This is a genomic window from Nocardia brasiliensis IFM 10847, from assembly GCF_000710915.1.
GTDB lineage: Bacteria > Actinomycetota > Actinomycetes > Mycobacteriales > Mycobacteriaceae > Nocardia > Nocardia brasiliensis_A.
In genome coordinates, this window is the sequence record NZ_BAUA01000106.1 from 34,664 (window position 1) to 58,107 (window position 23,444).

Below are 23,444 nucleotides of genomic sequence, written 5' to 3' on the forward strand. Positions count from 1 at the left end.
GCCCACGCACAACACCCACCCGCACCTTTCTGCACAGGCCGGCCTTCCGCGGCGACCATCTCCTCAGACGGCCCCCGGAACGGAGGCTCAGCTGAGGCCGGCGGCGTCCATGCCGCGTAGTTCCTTTTTGAGGTCGGCGATTTCGTCGCGGAGACGGCCGGCCAGTTCGAATTGGAGTTCGCGGGCGGCGTTCATCATTTGGGCGGTGAGTTCTTTGACGAGGTCGGCGAGTTCGGCCCGGGGCATGGACTTGATGTCGCGGCCCTCGTAGACGCCGGCGCTGACCGCGCGACCGGGCTCGCCCTGGGCGCGACGGCCGCGGCTGGCGTTGCGGCCGGAACCGCCGACCTCGACCTCGGTCTCGTCGGCTTCCTTGTAGACCTGGTCGAGGATGTCGGCGATCTTCTTGCGCAACGGCTTCGGGTCGATGCCCATCTCGGTGTTGTAGGCGACCTGCTTGGCCCGGCGCCGATCGGTCTCCTCGATCGCGTGCTGCATCGAGTCGGTGATCTTGTCGGCGTACATGTGCACCTCACCGGACACGTTGCGCGCCGCGCGGCCGATGGTCTGGATCAGGCTGGTGCTGCTGCGCAGGAAGCCTTCCTTGTCCGCGTCGAGGATCGCGACCAGCGACACCTCGGGCAGGTCGAGACCCTCGCGCAGCAGGTTGATGCCGACCAGCACGTCGTACTCGCCGAGGCGCAGCTGCCGCAGCAACTCGACCCGGCGCAACGTGTCGATCTCCGAGTGCAGGTAGCGCACCCGCACCCCGAGCCCGAGCAGATAGTCGGTGAGGTCCTCGGCCATCTTCTTGGTCAGCGTGGTGACCAGCACCCGCTCGTCCCGTTCGGTGCGCACCCGGATCTCGTGCACCAGATCGTCGATCTGTCCCTTGGTCGGTTTGACCACCACCTGCGGATCGACCAGGCCGGTCGGCCGGATGACCTGCTCGACCACCTCACCGCCGACCTGCCCCAGCTCGTACGGGCCGGGGGTGGCGGAGAGGTACACCGCCTGCCCGATCCGGTCGGCGAACTCCTCCCAGGTGAGCGGCCGGTTGTCCACCGCGGACGGCAGCCGGAAGCCGAACTCGACCAGGTTGCGCTTGCGCGACATGTCGCCCTCGTACATGCCGCCGATCTGCGGCACGGTCACGTGCGACTCGTCGATGACGAGCAAGAAGTCGTCCGGGAAGTAGTCGAGCAGCGTGGCGGGCGCCGATCCGGCCGGGCGGCCGTCGATGTGACGCGAGTAGTTCTCGATGCCGGAGCAGAAGCCGACCTGCCGGATCATCTCCAGGTCGTATTGGGTCCGCATGCGCAGGCGCTGGGCCTCCAGCAGCTTGCCCTGCCGTTCCAGCTCGGCGAGCCGCTCTTCCAGTTCGGCTTCGATATCGCGCACCGCGCGTTCCATCCGCTCCGGCCCGGCCACATAGTGGGTGGCCGGGAAGATGCGCAGCATCTCGACCTGCCGGACCACATCGCCGGTGAGCGGATGCAGGTAGTACAGCGCCTCGATCTCGTCACCGAAGAACTCGATGCGCACCGCGAGTTCCTCGTAGGACGGGATGATCTCGACGGTGTCGCCGCGCACCCGGAACGAGCCGCGGGTGAAGGCCATGTCGTTGCGGGTGTACTGCACGTCGACGAGCAGGCGCAGCAGCGCGTCCCGATCGACCTCCGTGCCGACCTCCAGCTGGATCGAACGATCCAGGTAGGACTGCGGGGTGCCGAGGCCGTAGATGCAGGACACCGACGCGACCACGACCACGTCGCGCCGCGACAGCAGGCTCGACGTCGCCGAATGCCGCAGCCGTTCGACGTCGTCGTTGATCGAGCTGTCCTTCTCGATGTAGGTGTCGGTCTGCGCGATGTACGCCTCGGGTTGGTAGTAGTCGTAGTACGAGACGAAGTACTCGACCGCGTTGTTGGGCAGCATTTCGCGCAGTTCGTTGGCCAGCTGGGCGGCCAGCGTCTTGTTCGGCGCCATCACCAACGTCGGGCGCTGCAGCCGCTCGATGAGCCAGGCCGTGGTGGCCGATTTACCCGTGCCGGTGGCGCCGAGCAGCACGACGTCGCGCTCCCCCGCCGTGATCCGGCGTTCCAGCTCGGCGATGGCGGCCGGCTGGTCGCCGGCCGGCTGGTGGTCGCTGACCACCTGGAATTGCCCCTCGGTGCGCTCGATCTCGCCGACGGGTCGATGCTCCGAGTGGGCCAACGGGGTCGCACCGGCGGCCCTGTCCTCGTAGCCCTCCGTCGGAATCTCGGTTGCAAATGCCATGATGACCAGCCTAGGCCCAGCCACCGACAGATTCCGCTGGTCCGCCCGGCCCGAACCCCACCTCAGTGCTGGATCAGCCCGCCGACCGGCACCGCAGCCACATGACCGCCCCGCAGGGTCCAGTTCGGATCACCGCTCGGGGGCACGTGCCGGGTGAGCAGCAGCCGCCCGTCGTCGAGGCATACCGCGTACGCCGCCAGCCGAAAACTCATGCGGCCCAACCTACGGACCGGTCGCCCGCCGCGGCCGAAAGCGGGTTTTCGGCGGGCGGCAGCGGGCATTCTTTCCCTTGTTACGGCGGCCGTTCCACGAGGCGGTGGAATTCGGCACACCGTCGCCCGCCCAAGAGCGGTAAAAGGGACGGTAAAAGTGGCACGTCCGCCGTACCGCACCACGCCTATTTCACTTTACGAATCCTGCCGATGTCCGAATTTGCCTCAGCAGCAACAGGTTTCGTGGCAAAAATGATGCTCGCTCATTACACCCCGCGACCCATTCCCAGGTGTACTCTGATTTGGTTGTTCGGACAACGAGTTCGGATGCGGCGAAGGACAACAGCCATGAGAGGTCTGATTCCATTGCTTAATACCGCGCCCACAACGGGCTTCGCAGGAAACCTCGCCAGGCATCTCCGCGCGGCGGTACCCGGCCTGAATCACAGCGGCCCGGCCGCCAACCCACCGAACGCGTTACCCCCGGGCCAGCCACCCCACCGGCCGCACGTCGAGTTCTTCAACCTGGCCGAACTCACCAGCACCGACAACAAGGGTTTCGTCCGTCAGGTCGAGCGCTATCACCACGAACCGTGGGGCCTCTACATGGCGCGCATCGTGCCCGTCCCGCATCACCACTACCTGGAGTGCTGGCTGCTGCCCGAGCTGTCGCTGCGCGTGACGGTCACCCGCCGCAATCCGGCGCACCACGTAGACCACGACTTCCACCTCGACATCGGCGAGTTCACCGAGATCGCGCCGAAGCGCTGGAAGGCCGTCGACCACTACCTCGACATCGAGGTGCACCGCGGCCGCGACGTCGAACTGCGCGGCGTGGACGACCTGCTGGCCGCGCACGCGGCCGGCCTGGTGGACTCGGCGCAGGCGCATCGGGCCTTCGAGTGCGCGACGGCCGCGCTGGACGGACTGGCCGTCAACGATCACTGCGTCGAGGACTGGCTCGCCACCCGCGGCATCACGCTGACCTGGATGTGACCGCCACACCGCTCGACTCGGTCCACGCGCCGGTAGATTCTGGATGCATGACGCAGGCACCCTCTGTCGACGTGCATCGGCCCAAGGTCGAATACTTCGACCTCGCGGACCTGACCAACACCGATCCCAAGGGCTTCGTGCGACCGGTCGAGCGGTACCAGGTGGCGCCATGGGGCCTGTACATGGCACGCACCTCCGACCATGAACAGTTCCACTACATCGAGTCCTGGCTGCTGCCCGAGCTCGCGCTGCGGGCCAGCGTGTTCCACTACCACCCCGAACATCGGCGGGATCAGGATTTCTATCTGGACCTCGGCGAGTTCGGCCAGGTGTCGCCGGACAAGTGGCAGTCGGTGGACCACTACCTCGACATCGTCGTGCGCACCGGCCGAGAATGCGAGCTCCTGGATGTCGACGAGTTGCTCGCCGCGCACGTCGCCGGGTTGATCACCGCCGCCGCGGCCGAGGCGGCGATCGCACACGCCACGGCTACCATCGACGGTCTCGCCGCGCACGGTTACGACCTGAACCGCTGGCTCGAGTCGCGCGGCATCACACTGACCTGGAAGTAGCCGACGCGTGCGATAGACTGCACCGCATCGGTTGCGGCCCTAGGCGTTTCGTTCCGTCAGCCGGTGGTACGCGGAGTCGAACCAGGGCTCCTTGACGTCCAGGTAAGCACTCGTTGCCGCCGCGCCTTCGAGCCCGGCGGCCTTCGCCTCGCCGGCGCGCTTGATCTCGAGGTATTCGGCGCGCGCCTCGGCATCGGCGCGCAGCCAGTCGCGGAAGGCCAGCGCGAACCGCTGCCCGGGTGAACCGTCCACGCGCACATGCACGTTGGCGAGGCGGCCGGGGTCGGCGCTCTGGTGATATCGCTTGGCCCACAAGGCGAGATCGGTCCCGTCCGGATCCGCGGGCGTCGGTTTCGGACTGTCCTGGACGACCTCCGGCCGCACCGGAAAGCCCGCCGCCCCCAACGCATCTCGCAGCCCATCGGCCGCCGCCAGATCCGCGACGGTGATCTGGAGATCGAGCACGTCCTTCGCGGGCAGCTCCGGTACCGAGGTCGAACCGATGTGATCGATCCGCGACGCAGCCTGGCCGCAGGCCACCCACAGCCGGGCGATCAGGCGCTGCGCCTGCGCCGCCCACTCCGGGTTCGGCGGTACCAGCCGCAGCTCTTTGCGCCGGGCGGGGGTCGCCGTGCGCAGGTTGTGTTCGAACGGCACCAGTCGCTCGTCCCACAGCGCCCGCACCGTCTCCTCGATATCCGCCGGCGCGCCGCTGTTGTCCAGCAGCACATCGGCTACCGCACGCCGCTGCTCGTCGGTGGCCTGCGCCGCAATCCGCGCCCGCGCGTCCGCTTCGGCGACACCACGGAATTCCACCAAACGATGCAGCCGAGTTTCCGCGGGCACGTCGACGACCAGCACGAGATTCATCAGCGGCGCGAGACCGTTTTCCACCAGCAGCGGAATATCCTGCACCACAATGGCGTCCGGCGCCGCGGCGGCAATCAATTCCGCAGTGCGTTTACCCACCAGCGGATGCGTAATGGAATTCAGGCGCGCACGGGACGCGTCGTCGGCGAAAGCTTTGGCGGCGAGGGCGGGGCGGTCCAGGCTGCCGTCGGCCGTCAGGATGGCGGAGCCGAACGCGTCCACGAGCGCAGCGAGGCCCTCGGTGCCAGGCGCGACGACCTCCCTGGCAATCAGATCGGAATCGACGATGACCGCCCCGCGGTCGGCGAGAATCCGCGCCACCGTCGACTTGCCCGCTCCCATGCCTCCGGTGAGGCCGATCCGCAACATTCGATCAGTCTTACATCCGGCGTTCTCGCGCGCCGCGCCCCACCCATGGCCACGGCCGCCAACGGGACACAATCAGCCCGATTACCCACTGGCGGCTGAGTTTCCACCTGCCCTCGCCGCATTTGTTCGATCCGTGACGAGGCCGAGACCGATTCGCAACAATTCCGGTCGAACCGGGTCACGCGGCGACAACTTTCCGACACGCCGAGCCAATTACTTGCGCAAAATACTCTGCGCGGCACTTTCGTTCGGCTAATCTTCGCCCTGGCGATCCAGGCGCCAGCACCAGCAAGCAAAGGAACACCATTGGGCACCAGAAACAACCAGACGGGTCGCCACCGCCTGGGTATGGCGGGTGGCGTGCACTGCACCCAGATTCCCGCCGTCGCGGAGGCGCTGGCCGAGCACCGCCGCACTTGGTTCACCGCGTTGATCAGCCCGGCCCGGCACAGTTTCGCGGCCATGCGCAAACGCTCCACCGTCCCCTCGGTCCGGTGGGTGCCCGCGACCGCGAGCTGACCTCACACTTCGAGCAGTGGCCCAGCCCCCGCCAGGACTGGGCCACTCTCATGCCCGAATCAACCCGCTCGGCCTGCGCCGGGCACCGGGTTGTTGTGTCGGCATGGCATTCGGCGGCACCGGATACGGAACTCCGGCGGTCGCCGTTCCCAGGGCGACATTCGGGCCGCATTGGGCGATCGCGGCATCCATTTTCGGTTTCGGATCGGGCAGTACGGGTTTCGCCGTATTCGGCGCGGAGCCGAAATCGAACGTGGAGGTCATATCGCCGGTCACGCCACGCCGCCACGCCGTCAGATTGGGCACGTCGACGCCGAATCTGGTTTCCAGCAGCCGCAGTTGCGAGGTGTGATCGAAAGTCTCGGACGCGACGAGTCCGCCGCGCGTGTAAGGCGAGATCACCAGTGCGGGAACACGATAGCCGAGACCTATCGGACCGGCTGTGCCCTCCGCCGCCTCGACGCGCTCGAGCGGCACCGTGAGGAACTCGCCAGGGGTGCCCGGCGGCGCGGTCGGCGGGGTGACGTGATCGAAGAAACCGCCGTTCTCGTCGTAGCTGATGATCAGCGCGGTCTTCTCCCACACCTTCGGGTTCGAGGTGAGGATGTCGAGCAGCTGCACGATGCCGAAGGCGCCGAAAGCCGCAGGCAGCGCGGGATGTTCGCAGTTGAGCAACGACGGGATCACCCAGGACACCGCGGGCAAAGTGTCGTTGGCGACGTCGGCCCGGAAGTCGTCGGGGTACACCGGCGCCATGCCGCGGCGCGCCAAATCCGAAGCAGGGTCGGCCGATTGCGTGAAGCAGCCGAGCATGCCGTCCAGCAGCACCGACGACAGCGGGCCGACATCGCGGTTGTTGTAGATCTTCCAGCTCACGCCGGCCTCGGTGAGGTTCTCCGGGTAGGTGCGCCAGCTGTACACGTGCTGCGGAATGAGCGTCGGCGTCCGCACCAGCGGCCCGCCCGCATAACCGTCCGGGTCGATGGTCGCGCTGATCCAGTACAGCCGGTTCGGATCGGTGGGCCCGAGCACCGAGCAGTGGTAGTTGTCGCACAGGGTGAAGGCTTCGGCGAGCGCGGTGTGGATCGGAATGTCTTCCGGCAGGTAGTAACCCATCGCGGCGGGCGCGTTCGCCGGGCCGACGCTGTGCACCGACATCGGCATCCATCCGTCGTTGCGGCCACCGTTCCAGGCGCGATGCATACCGCCCCAGGAATGATCCGGGTCGTTGATGCACTCACCGTCCAGCGTGGCGCCGCGGGTGGTGTCGAGCCGGAACGGATGCACGAAACCGTCGGGCGTGGGGCCGATTCCGGGCGTCCACCCGTACTGCCGCCAGGCCGGCGACGGGTCGTCGAAGCCGCGGACGCCGGACAGTGTGCCGAAATAATGGTCGAAGGAACGGTTCTCCTGCATCAGCAGCACGAAATGCTCGATATCGCCGAGCCCGCCCGTGCCCGCCGGGTCGGCGGCGTAGGCCCGCTGGATGATCGGGTCGGCCCATGAGGCCAACGCGCCCACCGCACCGGCCGCGGCCGCCTTCGCCAGGAATTGTCTGCGGTTGAGTCCACTGAACGGCCCCGCTGCGCACATCGTGTCGGCCGACCTTTCCGCCAGGGCTGTCGAGCAGAATTTCGCGATCCGCGCCGACCCTACCCGAGGTGCGGCGACGCCGCAGAGAAAGATCAACAGGTGATACCGATCAGGTGATCTGGACCACGTTCGCCACCGATCGATGCTGAACAATTGCCGTCTATTATCCGAATTGTCGGACTGTGCATCGACGCAAACACCACCTGCCCGAGAGCTAGGGCGGCCCAGCCGGTTTCATACGCTTTGCCTCATTCCTCCGATTCATCCGGTGACAACCACGGGTTCCCGTGCGGCCGTGGTCAACTCGGTGACCCCGCGCAGAAACCTGCGCCACACCAGAATCGCGGTGGTGCCGAAGCCCACGCACAAGCCCAGCCAGATCCCTGGCCCGCGCAGATCGAGCGCGAACGCGAACAGCGCCATCGCGGGCACACCGAGCACGAAGTAGCCGATCAAGGTGCTCTGCATGCCCGCCTTGGTATTTCCGATACCGCGCAGCAAGCCGATGCACAGGTTCTGCGAACCCTTGCAGTACTGCTGGACGATCGCGAACCACAGCAACGTCGACGCCGCGGCGACCACCGCGGTGTCGTCGCGGTCCGCGCCGAGGAACGGCGCGAGCACCGTGCCCGGGAACACCACGTACACCAGTCCCACCACCGTCATGAAGCCGAAGCCGAGCGCGAAGGTGCGCCGGGCGATACCGGCGACCGCGTGCTGATCCCCTTGGCCCACTGTGCGACTCACCAGGATCGACGAGCCCTGGGAGAGGCCGATGTTCACCTGGTAAACGATGTAGGCCAGCTGGTTGACGATATTGCTCGCGGCCAGCGCCACCGGTCCGAACCCACCCATCAGCACCGTGGCAATGGACGTGATCGCCGCTTCCGCCCCGTAGGTGAGCGAGATGGGCGTGCCCATCCGCACGATCCGCAGCACCGTGGCGCGGTCGGCGGTCCACACACGCAGCGAAAGCAGTTCGCCGAGTACGGGATCGCGCCGGACGGTGCGCAGATAGGTGCCGAAGGTCCAGACTTGCACCAGCGTCGTGGCCAGCCCGATGCCGGCCAGGCCCAGCCGCGGCATACCGAACCAGCCGAAGATGAACAGCGCGTTCAGCAGCGCGTTCACGCCGATCGACAGCAGCGTGACCCGCAGCAGCGAGCCGGCTCGGCGCAGCCCGACGGCGAACTGCCGCAGCACATTCAGCCACAGCATCGGAACGAGGCCCGGCGCCAGCGCCCAGATGATCGACCGCGCCAGTTCGAGCACCGCCGGATCCTGCCCGAACCACCGCAGCGCGTAGCCGAGCGCGACGAGGATCAGCGCGCCGACGATCGACACCACGGTGGCCACCGCGGCGGCAGCGCGCACGTACCCGCGGATCTCGGAGCGCGCCTGTTCGTCGAGTCCGTCACTGCCGGTGCGTTTCTCACCCCGCCCGGCAGCCGCAGCGATCATGTTCCCGACGCCGGTGACCATGCCGACGCACATGGTGCGCAGCTGGTTGTACAGCAGCAGTGCGAGCCCGCCCGCCGCGACCGCCGCGATCCCGAGCAGTCCCATCATCGCCAGATCGACCGTGGTCAGCGCCACCTGCGCGAGCTGGATGCCCGCGATCGGGGCGGCCAGCGCGACGATGGCGCGGTACTCCCGAATTGCCATAGCGTTCACGCCCCCGCTCGTTCCAGGTCGTCGGCCGCCAACCGTACCGATTCGTCATAAGCCGTCAGCAGACGCGTGATCCGCTGCTGCGCCGCCCGGTCGTACAGCCCGCGCGCGTGCAGCCAGTCCTCGTCGTAGACGGTGTCGAGGTACTTCTCCCCCGCGTCGCACACCAGCACCACCACGGTGCTCGCCGCGGGGACGTGCACCAGGCGGCGCAGCGCGATGTGGATCGCCGCGCCTGCGGTACCACCCACCAGAATGCCGGTCCGCCGCGCCACCACGCGCGCGGTGGCGAACGCGTCGACATCGCCCACCCGGCAATCCTCGTCGATCGCGTCGTATTTCACGTTGCGGCCGACCGGGAACCCGGCGGGGCTGCCGGCGCCGGTCTGCCAATAGCCGCCGCCCGCGCCGCCGAAGATGATGGATCCGACGGGTTCGACACCGATCGCGTGCACTCGGGAACCGAGCCTGCGCAGCTCTTCGACTGTGCCGCAGAGTGACCCGCCGGTGCCGACCGCACCGACGAGGTAATCGACATCGGTGTTGAGGTCGGTGAGCAGTTCGCCGGCCAGGTCCCGATAGCCCGCGTTGTTGTGCGGGTTGTTGTGCTGATCGGGGCGGTATGCGCCGGTGCGCGCGGCGATCTCGTCGGCGATCCGCCTGCGCTCGACCGTGCTCGGACCACCGCTGTCACCGCTGTTCACCGAAACCAGTTGCGCGCCCATCGCTTTCATGGCACGCAACTTGTCCTTCGCGGCGTGGTCGTCGACCACCGCGGTGAACGTGTACCCGCGTTCCAGCGCGATCAGGGCGAGCCCGGTGCCGGTATTGCCCGACGTGGGTTCGACGATGTGCCCACCCGGACGCAGTTCGCCGCTGCGTTCGGCCTGCAACACCATCTCACGGGCCATGCGCACCTTCGCCGAGCCGGTCGGGTTGAACTGCTCCAGCTTCAACAGGATCCGGGTACCGGTGCCGGTGCGCACCAGTTCGAGCAGCGGGGTCGCACCGATGAGCTCGGACGCGCTGCGCACGACGTTCTCTCGGAGCCGGGGCATCGGTCGCACTCCGGCCGGATGCACGGTGGCCCGGCCGACCGGACGCACCGTCGTCGCGTCCGCCTCTACTTGTCCAAACGCCACAACCACCGGTCCTCCTGTTCGGTGACGACAACCTTGGGCGGCAACGGGAGCTGATGGAACTCGCTCTCGTTCTTGTCCATCTGGTAGCCCGCCGTATTCGGATACAACAGCAGGTCACCGGGTTCGGGTCGCTGCGTCAAGCCGACCTTGCGCCAGGTGAGCACGTCGTACTCCATGCAGCTGGCGCCGCCGACACAGGTGGTCACCGGTGCGGCGGCCGTGATCTGCTTGCGCGGCACCAGGATCGGGTCGGGCAGGAACTCACTGCCCTTCCACTGCTCGGAGACGCTCATGCTGAGTCCGTGCACGGTCGTGATGCCGTAGTCGGCGTTCTGTTTGTAACCGAGCACCGGGAACACCGTGAATCCCGCGTCGATCAACAGGGCCCGCCCCGGCTCGATGAACAGCTGAATATCGTTGTCCCGCAGGTTCTCTGACAGGGATCGGACACCGAAACGGGTTGCCAGCACGGCGTCGAGCATGGCGGCGCCGGTCGGGTCCTGGGCGTAGGGATAGAACTTGTCGAACTGTTTTCCGGCATGGAACCAGTCGTCGCGGCGCTGTTCGAGGAAAGTGCGCCAATCGTCGTCGCGCACATACCGGCAGGCGAAACCGCCCCCGATCGAGATCGTGTCGACGGGCAATCCGCGCGCCCGCGTCCGCACGCACAGCTGGATCAGCTCGTCGGCGAGTTCGGCGCGCGGCGCGACGGCGTAGCCGTCCAAATGGAACGAGAACCCGATCAGTTCCACCCCCGGCCGCAGTCGCACGCACAACTCGATCGCGTGATCGAGATCGGTTGCGGACAAACCGAACCGGCTGTGCGGGGCGCTGGGCGGCAGCCGCCGCAGCAAGATCCGTACCGGCCCGGCCTGCCGGGCGATCTCGGCGATCCGCTCCAGCTCGTCGAGCGCGTCGATGGCGACCACGCAGTCGTGCCGGGCGGCCAGGCGCAGCAGCGCATCGGTCTTCGCGGCGCCGGTCACCCCGATGTCGCGCCCGCGGACACCGTGCGCCAGCGCGTGCACCAGTTCCGGCTCGCTCGCCACGTCGACCGCCCCGCCCAGATCGGCGATCTCGGACAGCCAGCAGCCGGCCTTATTGGCCTTCTTGCCGTAATAGACCTGGCCGCGCACACCGCGTGCGGTGAAGATCCGCTGGAACGACCTGAGGTTGTCGGCGAACTGCTCCGGGTAGACGACGTGGAACGGGCCGCCCAGCGCGTGCCGGATATCGAAGAGCAGGTGCCGGTCCGCGCGCACCCGCTGCTGCCACTTCTGCTCCAGCGCAGGCAGACCGGGGCGTTCGACCGGTGCGGTGTTCACGACCACAGTTCCACCCGCTGTCCACGGCCCGCGGCCACCGCCCGGGTCGCCAGCGCGTGCGCCACCGGAATATCGGTGATGATCATGCCGCTGGCGAAGGCGAACACCCGGTCGTCCGCGCCGATCCGTCCGCGCGCCCGGCCGGCCACGATGTCCGGTAGTTCGGCGTCGATCACCGGTCCGTCGGGACCGGCCAACCGGGTACCGGTGACCCCCAGTTGCCCCGCGCTGGTCGCGATCGCGTAATCCGCCGCGCGTAGTGCACCGCTCTCGACGCCTTTGCTGGCCACCGAGATCAGCAAACCGCCCGGCGGCAACCACTCCGTGCGTACCTTGGGATGCGCTGCCCGCCCCGAGGCGACGACGACGATATCCGAATCGGCGACTGCGGCGGGTACGTCGTCGACCAACTCGAGCTCCCGGTCCGGATACCAACGCCGCATGGTGGCAAGGGTTTCCGCGATGCCGTCGGGATGGGTACCGAACAGGCGCAGCTCCTGCAGATCCGGCAGCGCGGTGAGCAGATAGGGCAGAGTGTTTCGTCCTTGCACCCCGGTGCCGATCATCAAGGCCTTCGTCGCACCCTCGCGGGCACAGTGTTTCGCGGTGATGGCCGTCGTCGCCGGAGTCCGGGCGGCACCGACCCGCTGGCAGTCCATGAAGGCGAACGGCAGCCCCGTGGTGTCGTCGTACAGGCTGATCGTGGTGTAGTACTTGTCCGCGCTCTCGCTGCCCTGCCGGTAGGACGTCTTGAAACCGATCTGCTCCAGCGAACTGTCGTATCCCAGCATCGAATACGAGACCGCGTCCCGCTCCACCTTCGGAATCGGCATCATCAGCTTGACCGGGCACCGGGATTCGCCGCGCGCGTACGCCAGATAACCCTCCTCGACCAGATCGATGACCTCGGCGGGCGTCAGATCGATATCGGCCAGATCGGTGCGGGTGAGGATATGCAATGCGTTGCTCATAGAACTCCGATGTCGTCGGTCGAATCAACGGTCGGTCCGGGCGACGACGCTGCCGCACCGGACACGGGAGAAAGGTTGTCCCCCAGGCGCACGAGCCGGTCCGCGCACACGTTCAACAGGGGGATGTCATGACTGATGAACAGCACGCCGACACCGGTGCCCGCCAGGGCGGTCACGGTGCGGGCGACCGAGGCGGTGGTGGCCGGGTCGAGCATCGAGGTCATCTCGTCGCACAGCAGGTAGTCGGGCTCGGACGCGAGCACCCGGGCGACTGCGGCTCGTTGCAACTGGCCGTCGGAAACCTGCGCCGGATACCGGTCGAGCAGATCCGGTGTCATGCCGACGGATTCGAGCACGCGCTCCCAAGCCACCGGCCCGCGCGCGAGTTCGGCGATGGACCGGCGCAGGGTCAGCCGCGGATCGCAGGACCGCCGCGGCGACTGGAACAGCATCGCGATGCGCCCGGTATGCCGCCGGGGCAACGGGCTCCCGTCACAGACGACCCGACCGCCGGTGGGTTCGCGAAGACCGGACAAGACCTGCGCGAGTGTGGTCTTACCGGTCCCCGAGGGCCCGGTCAGCCCCACCACCTCACCGCGCGCCAGCTCGAGCGACACCCGATCGAGGACCAGACGTCCGCCTAGTCGCACCGAAACCGACTCGGCCGCAAGCGATCTTCTCGTCATGCTGCTCCGTAGCGGAAGTCCGCGGGCAGGTTCACCAGTTCAGGTGTGCGATACGGCAGCGGGTGCAAGCCGTTCTCGGGCAGGGCGGCCAGCAGATCCTTCGTGTACGGATGCGCAGGTGCGGTGAGAACCTGCTCGGCACTGCCGGTTTCGACGATCCGGGACGCGTACATCACCGAGATGTCCGTGCAGATCTGCGCGGCGCGCAGGGCCGTCAGGTCGTGCGTGACGAGCAGTACGCTGCCGCCCGCTGCGGCGAATTCGCCGAGCAGGCCCAGGATCGCAGCCGCCCGCGCGGCATCGAGCGCCGAGGTCGGCTCGTCGGCGATGATGAGCGTCGGATCGCCCGCCAGCGCGAAAGCCAGCGCCGCTCGCTGCGCCATACCGCCCGAAAGTTCGTGCGGGTACCGGCGCAGCACGTCCGCGGTCAACCCGACCCGGTGCAGCAGGTCGCCCGGCTCGTGCGCGGTGCCCAGGCACCGGATCGTTTCGGCCAGTTGCGGTCCCAACCGCCGGACCGGCGTGAAGTACGTCATCGCCGACTGCGGGACCCAGGCCACCGAGCGTCCCCGTGCCTGCCGGATATCCGCCGCGGAGTAGGTCCGCCCCGCTGCCTCGAGTGCCACGGTGCCGGTCGTGCGGGCACGTTTCGGCAGCAATCCGGTGATGGTTGCGGACAGCATGGATTTCCCGGAGCCCGATTCGCCGATCAAACCGTGCACCGTGCCGCGCGCGACCGTCAGGTCCGCCTCGGTCACCGCATGCACGATGCGGCCGGGGCCCAGCGGTATTCGTACCGACACCCGCTGCAACGTCAGCATCACCCCGTTCATGCCGAAACCTCGTGGCGCAGTTGACCGTTGCGCTGCCAATGCCTGCCGAGCACCGAGACCGCCAGCGCGACGAGCACCAGCACCCCCGCCGGAAAGACCAGTAACCACCAGTCCCCCAGCAGTATCGACGCCTGCGCGTCCGAGAGCAGCGTGCCGAGCGAGGCCCGGTGCGGCGGCAGGCCGACGCCCAGGAACGACAGCGTCGACTCGTGCCAGATCGCGTGCGGAATCAGCAGCACGACGCCGACCAGCGCCTGCCCCAGGGCGGGCGGAACGAAGTGCCGCCGGACAATGCGCCATCCGGGCAGCCCGCGCAACCGGGCCGCCTGTACGAATTCGGCGTGCCGCAGTGCCAGCACCTCACCCCGCACCACCCTGGCCACCGAGGTCCAATGGGTGAGCACGAGCGCGGCGACGATGGCCGGCACCGAGCCGCGGTACATGGCCACGACCAGCAGGGTGAGCAGCAGGCTCGGCAGCGAGTTCATCGTGTCCACCGCACGCATCGCGATCCGGTCCCACCAGCCGCCGAGCGCCCCCGCGCTCACTCCGACCAGCAGGCCCAGAACCGCCGAGCCCAGCGCCGCAGCCGCAGCGATCAGCAGCGAGACGCGCATGCCCTCGGCAACGCGGACGAACACGTCACGCCCGGCACTGTCGGTGCCGAAGGGGAATTCGAGACCGGGCGGCCGCCTGCCGACGGAGAAATCGACCAGCGCGTTGTCGACCGGCCGCAGCAGCGGCACCAGCCCGGCGTACAGCACCGCGAGCACCAGCACGCCCACCGCGAGCACGGGAACTGTTGCACGCCAATGTCTCCTGGTCGACCGCTGGGTGGTCCGCCGCTCATCCATCGGCGTCGATCCTCGGATCGATGGCCACGCCGATCGCATCGGCGGCCAGGTTGCCGAGCAGCACCACCGCCGTGACGAGCAGCGTCAGCGCGGCGAGCAAGGGGAAATCCAGTGCGCGAGCGGCAGTCACGGTCGCCGCGCCTACGCCCGGCCAGCTGAACACCGTCTCGATCACCGTGGCGCCGACCACCAGTTCCGGCAGTCTCGCGCCGCACAGCGCGAGGAACGGCGCCACCGACACCGGGAGCACATGCCGGAAAGCGATGACCCGCCACGGCAATCCCCGTGCTTTCGCCCCGGTTACGGCGTCGCTGTCGAGGCTGTTCGCCACGGTCTCCCGCAACCCGAGCACCAGCCAGGGCAGCTGCGTCACGCCGAGCAGTACGGCGGGCAGCACGAGATGCCGGGCCGTCGATCCGACGCCGACGCCGCCACCCGGATCGGTCAGACCCGAGGCCGGAAACCAGCGCAGGGTGGTCGCGAAGACCAGCACCGCGCCGAGCGTGAGCACGAACGGCGGAACAGACTGCAACACAACGGCACCCGCGCTGATGAACCGATCGGTCAGGCCGTCGCGACGCAGTCCGGCCCAGGCGCCGAGTGCGGCCGCGAGCACCAGCGCCACGAGGCCGCCCAGCACGCCGAGCAGCACACTCCAGGGCAGCCGCTCGGCGAGCACCTCGGCGACAGGCTGGCGGTAGGACCGGGAGGTGCCCAGCTCGCCCCGCATCAGGTCGCCGAGCCAGGACCACCACGCGCCGAACCAGCTGCGGTCCAGCCCGAGTCGATCGCGCAGCGCCGCGCGCTGCGCCTCGTCGAAGCCGTCCCCGTGCGGGCCGAGGTAGGCGTCCAGTGGATCGAACGGGCTGGCCGCCGCGAGCGCGAACACGGCGAGCGAGACCGACCCGGCCAGCGGTACCGCGACGATGAGCCGTCGAACGATCAACCTGCCCGCTCTACCAGCCATCACCGGGTCCAGCGCGCGAGCCCGTACCACGGGCCCCACGCGACGCCGTGCGAATGCGGCTCCAGCGCAGTCGGTGTGACCCGCCAGCCGTTGTCGCGCAGCACATAGACGTGGTTCGTGGTGACCAGCGCGAGCATCGCGGGCGCGTTGTGATATTCCGCCTGCAGCTGCCGGTACAGCTCGGCGCGCCGTTGTGCGTTCGTCTCACCGCGGGCGGCATCGAGCAGCTGATCGATCTTCGGGTTCACGTAATCCGAGGCGTTGTCCCACTTGGAGCCGACACCCGGTGCGGCGTAGCGGGAGTGCAGTTTGGTGTAGAGCTGGCTGTCCACCGTGTAGGGCTGACCGCCGCCGCCGAGCAGGAACGGGGTCTGCGCCAGGTACTCCGGCGTCATCTTCTTCTTGTCCACCGCGACCGGGGTGATCTCGATGCCGACCTTCTTCGCGTCCGAGACCACGGCCATCGTCAGATCGCGCCGCAGCACCTCCGTCGGATAGTAGGCGATCTCGAAACTCGCGCGCCGCCCGTCCCGTGCCCGGATGCCGTCCGCACCGAGCCGCCAGCCCGCCGCGTCCAGCACCCGGGCCGCCTCGGCTCGGTCGAACCCGAAATCCTGTGCGGGGTCGTAGTTCTCGCCGTAGACCGGGCCCATCAAGGTGGACATCGGCGCACCGTGCCCACCGAGGATGTGCTCGACCATGGCCTTGCGGTCCACCGCGAAATTCAAGGCCTTGCGGACCGCGGGGTCACCCGCGACCGGGTTGCCACTCGGCAGGGTGATGGCGCGCCAATCGTTGCCAACCGCCGACACGACCCGATAGCCGTCTTCGGCCGCCGCCTGGGCCAGCTCGGGCGGCAGCACCGTGCCGTCGGCCCCGTCGCGCAGCTGACTCGCTCTGGCGTTGTCGTCGTCGCTGCGGCGCACCACGAACTTTCGCACCTGGGCGCGCTCGCCCCAGTAATCGTCACGAGCGGTGAGAATCACCTGATCGGGGCGGGATTCGGTGAGGACGTACGGTCCGGTCCCGATCGGGTGCCGGTTCAGCTCGGCCTGATCCGCGGGTCCCGGGGTGGCGAAAGCTTCTGCCGGCGCGATCGCCAGGAACAGTCGATGGTCGAAATCGGCGTAGACGCCGGACAATTCGAACTCGACCGTATCCGGGCCGGTCTGCACTGCCCGCTTCAGGAAGTCGTAGTCCGCGGCGATCGGTGCGGCGAACACCGGATCGATCAACGAGTTGTAGGTCGCGACAACGTCTTCGGGCCCGAACGTGGTGCCGTCCGAGAAGCGCACTCCGGTGCGGGTGTGCACCCGCCAGCGGGACAGATCGCCGCCGACCGGCTCCGGCGCACCCACTGCCAGCACCGGCACGGCCGCCGGGATCCGATCGGTCACGCCCTCCTCGATCCGGTACAGGCTTTCGAAGATCTTCGACTCGCCGTTCTTCCCCGCGCCGAGCAAGGGGCTGAAGTCGCCGAGTTCCTCGGTGTCGATCACCACGAATTGGTCAGGATCGCTGGATTTTTCCCCCGGTGCCGAGCAAGCGGTCAGCCCTACTACGAATGCCGTTGCGGCAGCACACATCCCGATCCGAAACAAAGCCATGTCAGCATCGTAGACTACTGGTAATGATTTTCATTAGCATTTTCAGTGAAACCGGACACATCCGTCGAGCCGGACGCGACATGTCCGCCGATGTCCGAATACCGCTCGAGTGGCTAATGGAGAGCTAATCTCCAGGCTGTGCCGATCAGGGATGCGGTCTCGGGCTTGGTATCGAAGTGGAAGCTGCTGCTGTGGCTCGCCGCCACTGCGGTGTCCCTGCTGCTGGCCGCGGGCACCGTGTACTCGTGGACGCACGCGGCGAGCAAACACGCACCGGTCGCGGAGATCGGCACCACGGTGTCGACCTACGCCGAGGCCGAGGCGGCGGTGCGGCCGAACCTGCCGCAGGACCGGCATGTCCCCCGGCTGTCCACCGGCGTGCTGGTGAACTCGCTGCAGTTCGTCAACGCGCACAACGTCAAAGTGGTCGGACACATCTGGCAGCACGTACCGTCCGATTTCCCGGCGGAGATCGAGATCGGCGTGCAGTTGCTCGAGGCCGAGGACCCGCACAGCCCCAAGAAGGTGTTCGAGTACCCGCTCGGCGACTGGCGCGTGGTCGTCTGGTCGTTCTCCACCGTCATCCGCCAGCAGTTCCACTACCAGGACTATCCGCTCGACCACCAGGACATCTGGCTGCGCATGCGCCCGGTCGACATGATCCATCCGGTGCAGTTGGTGCCCTCGTTCGAATCGTTTCCGCCGTGGGACCCGCACGCGCTCAACGGGTTGGATCCCGGCCTGGTCTTCGGCGACTGGGAGCCGGAGTACACGGTGTGGAGCCTCAACCACCAGGCGTACAGCATGCTCACCCACCCCGGGCTGGCCAATACCGACGAGCTGTACTTCAACGTCGGCGTCACCCGCGGGCTGCTCGGACCGCTGCTCGGCCGGATCGTGCCGGTGCTGCTGCTGGCGGTGCTGATGTTCCTCTCGCTGTTCGTCATCACCACCGACCCGGACCGGCGGCCGATCTCCGGCTTCACCGCGTTCGCGATCATCACCTTCTCCGTGTCCACCGTGCTGGTCGTCGCGGTCAACGACAACGCGGCCCGCACCGAAGTGGGCTCGGCGGGCATCTCCTACATCGAGTACTGGTACTTCACCCTGTATGTGATGACGCTGCTCGTGGCGCTCAACGCGACCCTGCTGCTGCACGGCACCTTCGGCAAGGCGCTGGCCTGGCGGGACAACTTGCTGCCCAAGGTGCTGTTCTGGCCGCTGTTCACCGCGATCATGTTCGCGGCCACGGTCGGATACCTCGGCATCTGACCGGTTCCGTCACCGGGCCAGCAGCAACCATCCAGGCAACAGCACCAGCGCCACCAGTGAGGTCTTCGCGACGATCGACGCCGCCAGATCGATATCCGTTTCGTAGCGCTGGGCGAAGATGAACAGGTTCTGCGGCGACGGCATGGCGGCGATCAACACCGAATACGTCAGCCAGGCGCCGCGAATACCGAAGAGGTACTTGCAGATCAGCAGGGCGAGCAGCGGAAAGACCAAGCATTTGAAGGCGATCAGCGCGTACTCGTCGCGCGCCGCGGCTCGCAGGCGCAGCCCGGAACCGCCCAGGTGCAGGCCGATCGCGAACAGCGCGATGGGCGCGGCCGCGTTGCCCGCGAACGCCAGCGCGTCCAGCAGCCAGTGCGGCACCGGCACGTCGGCCACGTTCGCACCGATACCGAGGTAGCAGGCCACCACGATCGGCGTCAGCAATGCGGCGCGAATCCCGCGCACCGCGGCGGCGATCGGCCGCTGCCCGCCCAGATCATCTTGTCCGGCACCGAATTCCATGACGGCGATGACCACGACGGTGAGCACACAGACCTGGAGCAGGATGATCGGAAAGATCGGCGCGGCATCACCGAACAGCAGCACGAACACCGGAATCGCGAAATAGGTGGTGTTCACCTGCACCCCGGCCATGATCCGCAGCGCGATCCCCCGGCTGTCCGCGCCGGTCACCCGCCGCGACCAGAACCCGACCACCAGCATGCCGGCCAGCGCGGTGACCAGATACGCGGCGATGGCGCGCGGATCGAACAACCGCCCGAGGTCACTCGAATACAGTGCCCCCGCCAGATAACAGGGAATCGCGAACAGAAACGCGAAGTCGGAGAACGCCTTCGAGACCTCGGCGCCGATGATCTTGCGCCGCGCGAAGACGACGCCGCCGCCGAACACCAGCGCCACCGGCGCGAGCTTGCCGATAGTCGTCGCGATCTCGCTCATCCCTAGAGCCCGAGCGACCGGACCAGGTCCAGCATTTCGGCGTGATAGAGCTTCGCCGGGTCTTGCGATTGCGGCACCAGGTGACCGTAGACCTCGAGCGCGATCAGCCCGTGCATCCGGCCCCACATCCGCAGCGCCAGGCTCAGCGCCGCGGGCGGCAGATCGGGAAAGTCGTTGCGCACGTGGGCGACCAGGCCCGCATCGAAATCGGACCAGTCCTCGTCGCCGACCGTCTGCCGCGCCGCTGCGTGCGGCCAGGCCGCCGCGGCCAAGCCGACGAGCCCGGTGCAGGCCCGCAGTTCGGCCGTCGTCGCGGGTCCGCCGGGCGGCGGCTGGTAACCGGCCACCGGATCGCCATAGATGAGCCGGAACTCCGCGGGATGCGCGATCGCCCAGTCGCGCACGGTCTCTCCCCACGCGACGATTCGTCCCGCGGGGTCGGCGGCGGGCACCGCGTCCCGCGCGGCCTCGACCCGATCGACCAGCGCGGTGTAGACATCGGAGATCAGCGTGGAGATCAGGTCGTCACGGGTGGCGTAGTAGCCGTAGATGGCGCCCGCGGTCATGCCCATCTCGCGGGCGATGGCGCGCAACGAGACCGCGTCCGGGCCGCCCTCGGCGAGCAATTGCAAGGCGATCGCCTTGATCTCGTCCGACGCTTGCGCACGTAACCGCTCTCTGCGACTCCTGACTGCCTCGACCACGGTTTGACACTCTACAGCGTTTGGCTACTATCATCCGCGCTGTTACTGAACGGCGTGTAGTAAATGAACAGCGTTGAGGGAGTGATCGTGGAAATCGGAATTTTCGGGGCGACCGGTGTCATCGGCAGTAGGGTCGTCGCCGAGGCCACCCGGCGGGGACACCGCGTGACCGCGTTCACCCGGGACGCGGCCCGGATCCCGGCCGAGCAGTCCGGCGTGCACTGGCGGGTAGCCGACTGGCTCGACGCCGACAGCATCGCCACCGCCATCACCGGCGCCGACGTGGTGATCAGCGCCGTGAACGCCGGGCGCGACATCGCCGACACCATCACCAACGCAAGCGATTTCGTCACCGGCGCGCAGGCCATGGTGCGCGCGCTCGAACGACACCCACGGGTCCGGGTGATCGCCGTCGGCGGCGCGGGCAGCCTGGAGGTCGCGCCCGGGCGCCAATTGGTCGATACCGGAGCGGATTTCACCCGCACCCTGACCGAGGTGCTGGAGGTGCCGGCGGACTACATCGACGTGGTGCGCGCCTTGCGCGACAGCCTGAACGTCTATCGGCTGTCCAACCGCCACTGGACCTACCTCAGTCCGTCCGCGGGCCGGATCGAACCCGGCGAGCGCACGGGACGCTTCCGCATCGGCGGCGACCAACTGCTGTCGCCGGCTCCCGGCGCGGGCGACATCTCGGCCGAGGACATAGCCGTCGCGCTGCTCGACGAGGCGGAACAGCCCCGATTCATCCAGCGCCGCTTCACCGTCGGCTATTGAGCGCCGAAACTTGTCGTACCCCTAAGGGAGAATAGTTCTCAGGTCGGACGTCGATCGAGCTGCCGCGAAAGGTAATTGGCACTCGAACGAGGAGGCGCAATGCCTGATGTCCCAGCTTCGACACCCGACCCGCGCGACCCGATGCATGTCGATCTCGAGCGGCTGGTGGAGCTGGCGGCAGAGATCGAGCGGCATCGGTACCTGCTCCGCGCCGCCGCCGAGGACTATCGGTGGCGGGTGGCGCAGCGGGTGGAGTGGATGGAACCGGACGATCGGGCGATGCGGCTGGCACATGCCGAGCGGCTGATCGAGGCGATGATGATCGACCCGGTCCAGCACACCACCCTGGATCTCGACGCCTACCGCGCCGTGCGCGACGGTGCGCCGCTCGAGTTCGACCTCGAACGGCGGACCTACGTGCTGCGCCGGCCCGGCCGGGAACCCTTGGCGATCCGCCCGGGGCTGCCGGAACACCGGCTCGGCGTGATCGCCCGGCTCGCCGGGCTGGGGCTGCGGTTGGAACAGATCCAGGTCGTCGTGCTCACCACGGCGCAGCCGGGCGGGTGGACCACCCGCCCGACCGGCCCGCCGGAGGTGACCCGAGGAGGCACGACGAAACCGTCGCGGCGCAGCCGGCCCCAGCTGATGCACCACGCGGACAACTGAATTCGAGCCCGCCGCCGGCGCGCCATCGATCCGCGACAGCACCTGTCGCATCGGATCGTGCCACGTCGGCGGCGGGCTCATTTCGTCTATCGGCGGCGGGCGGAGCTCGGTCCCGCACCGCGACCGCCGGATGTGGTCCGGCGGCAGCACGCGCCACGGCACCCGCCAGACCGCGCACTGCTCCAGCGAACCGGACCATTGCCGCAAAATTGAGAGTCCCTTGCTTCTACTCCCTCAGTATTCGTATGCTGACCGAAAGAACCTGATAGTCACTGTCAGGTAGCGAACCCTGGGAGGGGCGATGGCGCAACCGACCATCCTCGAACGGCCGCAACCCCCGCGGGCCACGCCGCGATGGGGCGCCGCCGGTCGCTGGGGCATGGCGATGGCCAGGCATCGCCGGATCGTGCTCGCCGTCTGGGTGCTGCTGGTCATCGCCTGCGGCGCGACCTACCCCGCCCTGCACGCCCGACTCGGCACCCCCGACTACTCCGTGCCGGGTTCGGATTCCGTCGCGGCGAGCAAGCTGGTCGCCGAGCACTTCGCCCAGTTCGGCACCGAACAGGACCTCATCGTCTTCCATTCCGACACCGCGACGGTCGAGGCGCCGGAGTTCCGTGCGGCGATCGAGCGCACCCTCGCCACGGTCCGGCAGACCGACGGCGTCGCCGGCGCCGTCGGCCCGTTCGACGGCAATGCCGCTCAGATCGCCGCCGACCGGCACACCGCCTTCGCCGTCGTCGGCCTCGACGGCGACATCTCCGAGCGGGTCAGCGTCGTGCGGGAACTGCGCACCGCGCTCGCCGCCGGATCCGACGCGAGCGCGCAGGCCGTGCTCACCGGCTACGCGCCGATTCAGGCCGATCTGATGGAGATCGAAACGGCTGATCTGCAACGCGGCGAGGCGCTCGGCGTGCCCATCGCCGCGGTGCTGCTGGTACTGGCGCTGGGCGCGGTGGCCGCCGCGGCGCTGCCGATCAGCGTCACCGCGGCCGGCATCGCCGTGGCGGTCGGCGCGCTGTTCGGCTTGACCACCTTCCTCGCCTTCGACTCGCTGGTGCTCTCGGTCGCCACCATGATCGCCACCGGCACCGCGATCGACTACGGCATGTTCATCGTCAGCCGGTTCAACGAGGAGCTGACCCGGCGCGGAGTCCGAAACAGGCAGGAGCACAACGCCATCGCGCAGGCCGTCGGTGCGGCGATGGACACCACCGGACGGACGGTGCTCGCCTCCGGGCTCATCGTGATGATCTCGCTGTGCTCCCTGGTCGTGGTCGGGCTGCCGATGCTGAACGGGGTGGCGATCGGCGTGGTGACCGCGGTGATCGCCACGATGGCGGCCGCCTTCACGCTGCTGCCCGCCCTGCTCGCCGCGCTCGGGCCCGCGATCAATCGCGGCGCGCTACCCGAACGCCTGCGGCCCGCCGAGGTGCGCGCGGCCACGGCGTCGAGCGGTTGGGCGCGCTGGGCCCGTATCGTGATGGCGCGACCGGTGCTGTTCGGCGCGGTCGGGGTCGCGCTGCTGCTGATCGCGGCCGCTCCCCTGACCGGCTTGCGCTACGGCGTCGACGTGGGCCTCGGATCACTCACCGATC

The 23,444-nt window shown here is 68.1% G+C and carries 22 protein-coding genes; 7 read left to right on the forward strand and 15 right to left on the reverse strand.

Going from position 1 to position 23,444, the window contains the following annotated elements; translation table 11 throughout:
- Positions 1–87 precede the first annotated feature (87 nt).
- Both uvrB and NBRGI_RS46545 read right to left on the reverse strand, forming a co-directional pair.
- Positions 88–2,280, reverse strand: a complete 2,193-nt coding sequence (uvrB, locus tag NBRGI_RS22460; RefSeq protein WP_029899220.1) for an excinuclease ABC subunit UvrB — start codon at positions 2,278–2,280, stop codon at positions 88–90.
- A 62-nt stretch (positions 2,281–2,342) separates the two neighbouring features.
- Positions 2,343–2,492, reverse strand: coding sequence for a hypothetical protein (locus tag NBRGI_RS46545; RefSeq protein WP_200882212.1), 150 nt, complete (start codon positions 2,490–2,492; stop codon positions 2,343–2,345).
- Between the two features lie 348 nt (positions 2,493–2,840).
- On the opposite strand from NBRGI_RS46545, the gene NBRGI_RS22470 reads away from it, so the two are divergent.
- Both NBRGI_RS22470 and NBRGI_RS22475 read left to right on the forward strand, forming a co-directional pair.
- Positions 2,841–3,488, forward strand: a complete 648-nt coding sequence (locus NBRGI_RS22470) for a DUF402 domain-containing protein (protein ID WP_029899221.1) — start codon at positions 2,841–2,843, stop codon at positions 3,486–3,488.
- A gap of 47 nt (positions 3,489–3,535) precedes the next feature.
- Complete coding sequence (locus tag NBRGI_RS22475) at positions 3,536–4,060, forward strand: DUF402 domain-containing protein (RefSeq protein WP_029899222.1); 525 nt, start codon at positions 3,536–3,538, stop codon at positions 4,058–4,060.
- Positions 4,061–4,099: 39 nt separating this feature from the next.
- Here NBRGI_RS22475 and coaE read toward each other — a convergent pair whose 3' ends face one another.
- Positions 4,100–5,299 (reverse strand): dephospho-CoA kinase, encoded by a 1,200-nt coding sequence (coaE, locus tag NBRGI_RS22480; protein WP_029899223.1) that lies wholly within the window; start codon positions 5,297–5,299, stop codon positions 4,100–4,102.
- A gap of 306 nt (positions 5,300–5,605) precedes the next feature.
- Between coaE and NBRGI_RS47610 the strand changes: the two genes are divergently transcribed.
- A complete protein-coding gene (locus tag NBRGI_RS47610) occupies positions 5,606–5,818 on the forward strand; it encodes a hypothetical protein (RefSeq protein ID WP_141692293.1) in 213 nt (70 codons plus the stop codon).
- A gap of 48 nt (positions 5,819–5,866) precedes the next feature.
- On the opposite strand, the gene NBRGI_RS22490 is transcribed toward NBRGI_RS47610, so the two are convergent.
- From NBRGI_RS22490 to NBRGI_RS22535, 10 genes are all read right to left on the reverse strand, one after another.
- Positions 5,867–7,411, reverse strand: a complete 1,545-nt coding sequence (locus NBRGI_RS22490) for a phospholipase C (RefSeq protein WP_029899224.1) — start codon at positions 7,409–7,411, stop codon at positions 5,867–5,869.
- Between the two features lie 261 nt (positions 7,412–7,672).
- A complete protein-coding gene (locus tag NBRGI_RS22495; protein ID WP_029899225.1) occupies positions 7,673–9,076 on the reverse strand; it encodes an MATE family efflux transporter in 1,404 nt (467 codons plus the stop codon).
- Positions 9,077–9,081: 5 nt separating this feature from the next.
- The gene (locus NBRGI_RS22500; RefSeq protein ID WP_036560377.1) at positions 9,082–10,140 is read right to left on the reverse strand and encodes a PLP-dependent cysteine synthase family protein; all 1,059 of its coding nucleotides are present in this window, start codon (positions 10,138–10,140) and stop codon (positions 9,082–9,084) included.
- A gap of 65 nt (positions 10,141–10,205) precedes the next feature.
- A complete protein-coding gene (locus NBRGI_RS22505) occupies positions 10,206–11,549 on the reverse strand; it encodes an alanine racemase (protein WP_036560380.1) in 1,344 nt (447 codons plus the stop codon).
- Positions 11,546–12,520 (reverse strand): ornithine cyclodeaminase, encoded by a 975-nt coding sequence (locus NBRGI_RS22510; protein WP_029899228.1) that lies wholly within the window; start codon positions 12,518–12,520, stop codon positions 11,546–11,548. Before NBRGI_RS22510 ends, NBRGI_RS22505 begins: the two co-directional genes overlap by 4 nt.
- Positions 12,517–13,206: an ABC transporter ATP-binding protein gene (locus NBRGI_RS22515; protein WP_051727952.1), complete on the reverse strand. Its 690-nt coding sequence runs from the start codon at positions 13,204–13,206 to the stop codon at positions 12,517–12,519. The genes NBRGI_RS22510 and NBRGI_RS22515 overlap by 4 nt, the downstream gene beginning before the upstream one ends.
- Positions 13,203–14,039, reverse strand: a complete 837-nt coding sequence (locus tag NBRGI_RS22520; protein ID WP_029899230.1) for an ATP-binding cassette domain-containing protein — start codon at positions 14,037–14,039, stop codon at positions 13,203–13,205. Before NBRGI_RS22520 ends, NBRGI_RS22515 begins: the two co-directional genes overlap by 4 nt.
- Complete coding sequence (locus NBRGI_RS22525) at positions 14,036–14,893, reverse strand: ABC transporter permease (protein ID WP_029899231.1); 858 nt, start codon at positions 14,891–14,893, stop codon at positions 14,036–14,038. The genes NBRGI_RS22520 and NBRGI_RS22525 overlap by 4 nt, the downstream gene beginning before the upstream one ends.
- Positions 14,886–15,860 carry an ABC transporter permease gene (locus NBRGI_RS22530; protein WP_235211070.1) on the reverse strand — a complete coding sequence of 325 codons (975 nt, stop codon included), beginning with the start codon at positions 15,858–15,860 and terminating at the stop codon, positions 14,886–14,888. Before NBRGI_RS22530 ends, NBRGI_RS22525 begins: the two co-directional genes overlap by 8 nt.
- Positions 15,860–17,467, reverse strand: coding sequence for an ABC transporter substrate-binding protein (locus NBRGI_RS22535; protein ID WP_029899233.1), 1,608 nt, complete (start codon positions 17,465–17,467; stop codon positions 15,860–15,862). The genes NBRGI_RS22530 and NBRGI_RS22535 overlap by 1 nt, the downstream gene beginning before the upstream one ends.
- Before the next feature lie 138 nt (positions 17,468–17,605).
- Here NBRGI_RS22535 and NBRGI_RS22540 point away from each other — a divergent pair, with 138 nt between their 5' ends.
- Positions 17,606–18,739, forward strand: a complete 1,134-nt coding sequence (locus tag NBRGI_RS22540) for a hypothetical protein (RefSeq protein WP_029899234.1) — start codon at positions 17,606–17,608, stop codon at positions 18,737–18,739.
- A 9-nt stretch (positions 18,740–18,748) separates the two neighbouring features.
- Here the strand turns inward: NBRGI_RS22540 and NBRGI_RS22545 are convergent, their stop codons facing one another.
- Both NBRGI_RS22545 and NBRGI_RS22550 read right to left on the reverse strand, forming a co-directional pair.
- Positions 18,749–19,702, reverse strand: a complete 954-nt coding sequence (locus NBRGI_RS22545) for an AEC family transporter (RefSeq protein ID WP_029899235.1) — start codon at positions 19,700–19,702, stop codon at positions 18,749–18,751.
- A 2-nt stretch (positions 19,703–19,704) separates the two neighbouring features.
- Positions 19,705–20,406 carry a TetR/AcrR family transcriptional regulator gene (locus tag NBRGI_RS22550; protein ID WP_029899236.1) on the reverse strand — a complete coding sequence of 234 codons (702 nt, stop codon included), beginning with the start codon at positions 20,404–20,406 and terminating at the stop codon, positions 19,705–19,707.
- An 87-nt stretch (positions 20,407–20,493) separates the two neighbouring features.
- Between NBRGI_RS22550 and NBRGI_RS22555 the strand changes: the two genes are divergently transcribed.
- The 3 genes from NBRGI_RS22555 to NBRGI_RS22565 all read left to right on the forward strand — a co-directional run.
- Entirely contained in the window at positions 20,494–21,180 is a 687-nt protein-coding gene (locus NBRGI_RS22555) for an NAD(P)-dependent oxidoreductase (RefSeq protein WP_029899237.1), read from the forward strand.
- A gap of 99 nt (positions 21,181–21,279) precedes the next feature.
- On the forward strand, positions 21,280–21,846 hold the full coding sequence (locus NBRGI_RS22560) for a hypothetical protein (RefSeq protein WP_148310909.1): 567 nt from the start codon (positions 21,280–21,282) through the stop codon (positions 21,844–21,846).
- Between the two features lie 301 nt (positions 21,847–22,147).
- Positions 22,148–23,444, forward strand: a 1,297-nt coding sequence (locus tag NBRGI_RS22565; RefSeq protein ID WP_036560368.1) for an MMPL family transporter, incomplete at its 3' end; no start/stop codon positions are given.

Coding starts and splice junctions, on each gene's coding strand:
- NBRGI_RS22490 (WP_029899224.1), bottom strand. CDS start 7,411: ATGTGCGCAGCGGGGCCGTTCAGTGGACTCAACCGCAGACAATTCCTG.
- NBRGI_RS46545 (WP_200882212.1), bottom strand. CDS start 2,492: ATGAGTTTTCGGCTGGCGGCGTACGCGGTATGCCTCGACGACGGGCGG.
- NBRGI_RS22510 (WP_029899228.1), bottom strand. CDS start 12,520: ATGAGCAACGCATTGCATATCCTCACCCGCACCGATCTGGCCGATATC.
- NBRGI_RS22535 (WP_029899233.1), bottom strand. CDS start 17,467: ATGGCTTTGTTTCGGATCGGGATGTGTGCTGCCGCAACGGCATTCGTA.
- NBRGI_RS22530 (WP_235211070.1), bottom strand. CDS start 15,860: ATGGCTGGTAGAGCGGGCAGGTTGATCGTTCGACGGCTCATCGTCGCG.
- coaE (WP_029899223.1), bottom strand. CDS start 5,299: ATGTTGCGGATCGGCCTCACCGGAGGCATGGGAGCGGGCAAGTCGACG.
- NBRGI_RS22520 (WP_029899230.1), bottom strand. CDS start 14,039: ATGAACGGGGTGATGCTGACGTTGCAGCGGGTGTCGGTACGAATACCG.
- NBRGI_RS22560 (WP_148310909.1), top strand. CDS start 21,280: ATGCCTGATGTCCCAGCTTCGACACCCGACCCGCGCGACCCGATGCAT.
- NBRGI_RS22470 (WP_029899221.1), top strand. CDS start 2,841: ATGAGAGGTCTGATTCCATTGCTTAATACCGCGCCCACAACGGGCTTC.
- NBRGI_RS22545 (WP_029899235.1), bottom strand. CDS start 19,702: ATGAGCGAGATCGCGACGACTATCGGCAAGCTCGCGCCGGTGGCGCTG.
- NBRGI_RS22525 (WP_029899231.1), bottom strand. CDS start 14,893: ATGGATGAGCGGCGGACCACCCAGCGGTCGACCAGGAGACATTGGCGT.
- NBRGI_RS22495 (WP_029899225.1), bottom strand. CDS start 9,076: ATGGCAATTCGGGAGTACCGCGCCATCGTCGCGCTGGCCGCCCCGATC.
- uvrB (WP_029899220.1), bottom strand. CDS start 2,280: ATGGCATTTGCAACCGAGATTCCGACGGAGGGCTACGAGGACAGGGCC.
- NBRGI_RS22475 (WP_029899222.1), top strand. CDS start 3,536: ATGACGCAGGCACCCTCTGTCGACGTGCATCGGCCCAAGGTCGAATAC.
- NBRGI_RS22500 (WP_036560377.1), bottom strand. CDS start 10,140: ATGCCCCGGCTCCGAGAGAACGTCGTGCGCAGCGCGTCCGAGCTCATC.
- NBRGI_RS22515 (WP_051727952.1), bottom strand. CDS start 13,206: ATGACGAGAAGATCGCTTGCGGCCGAGTCGGTTTCGGTGCGACTAGGC.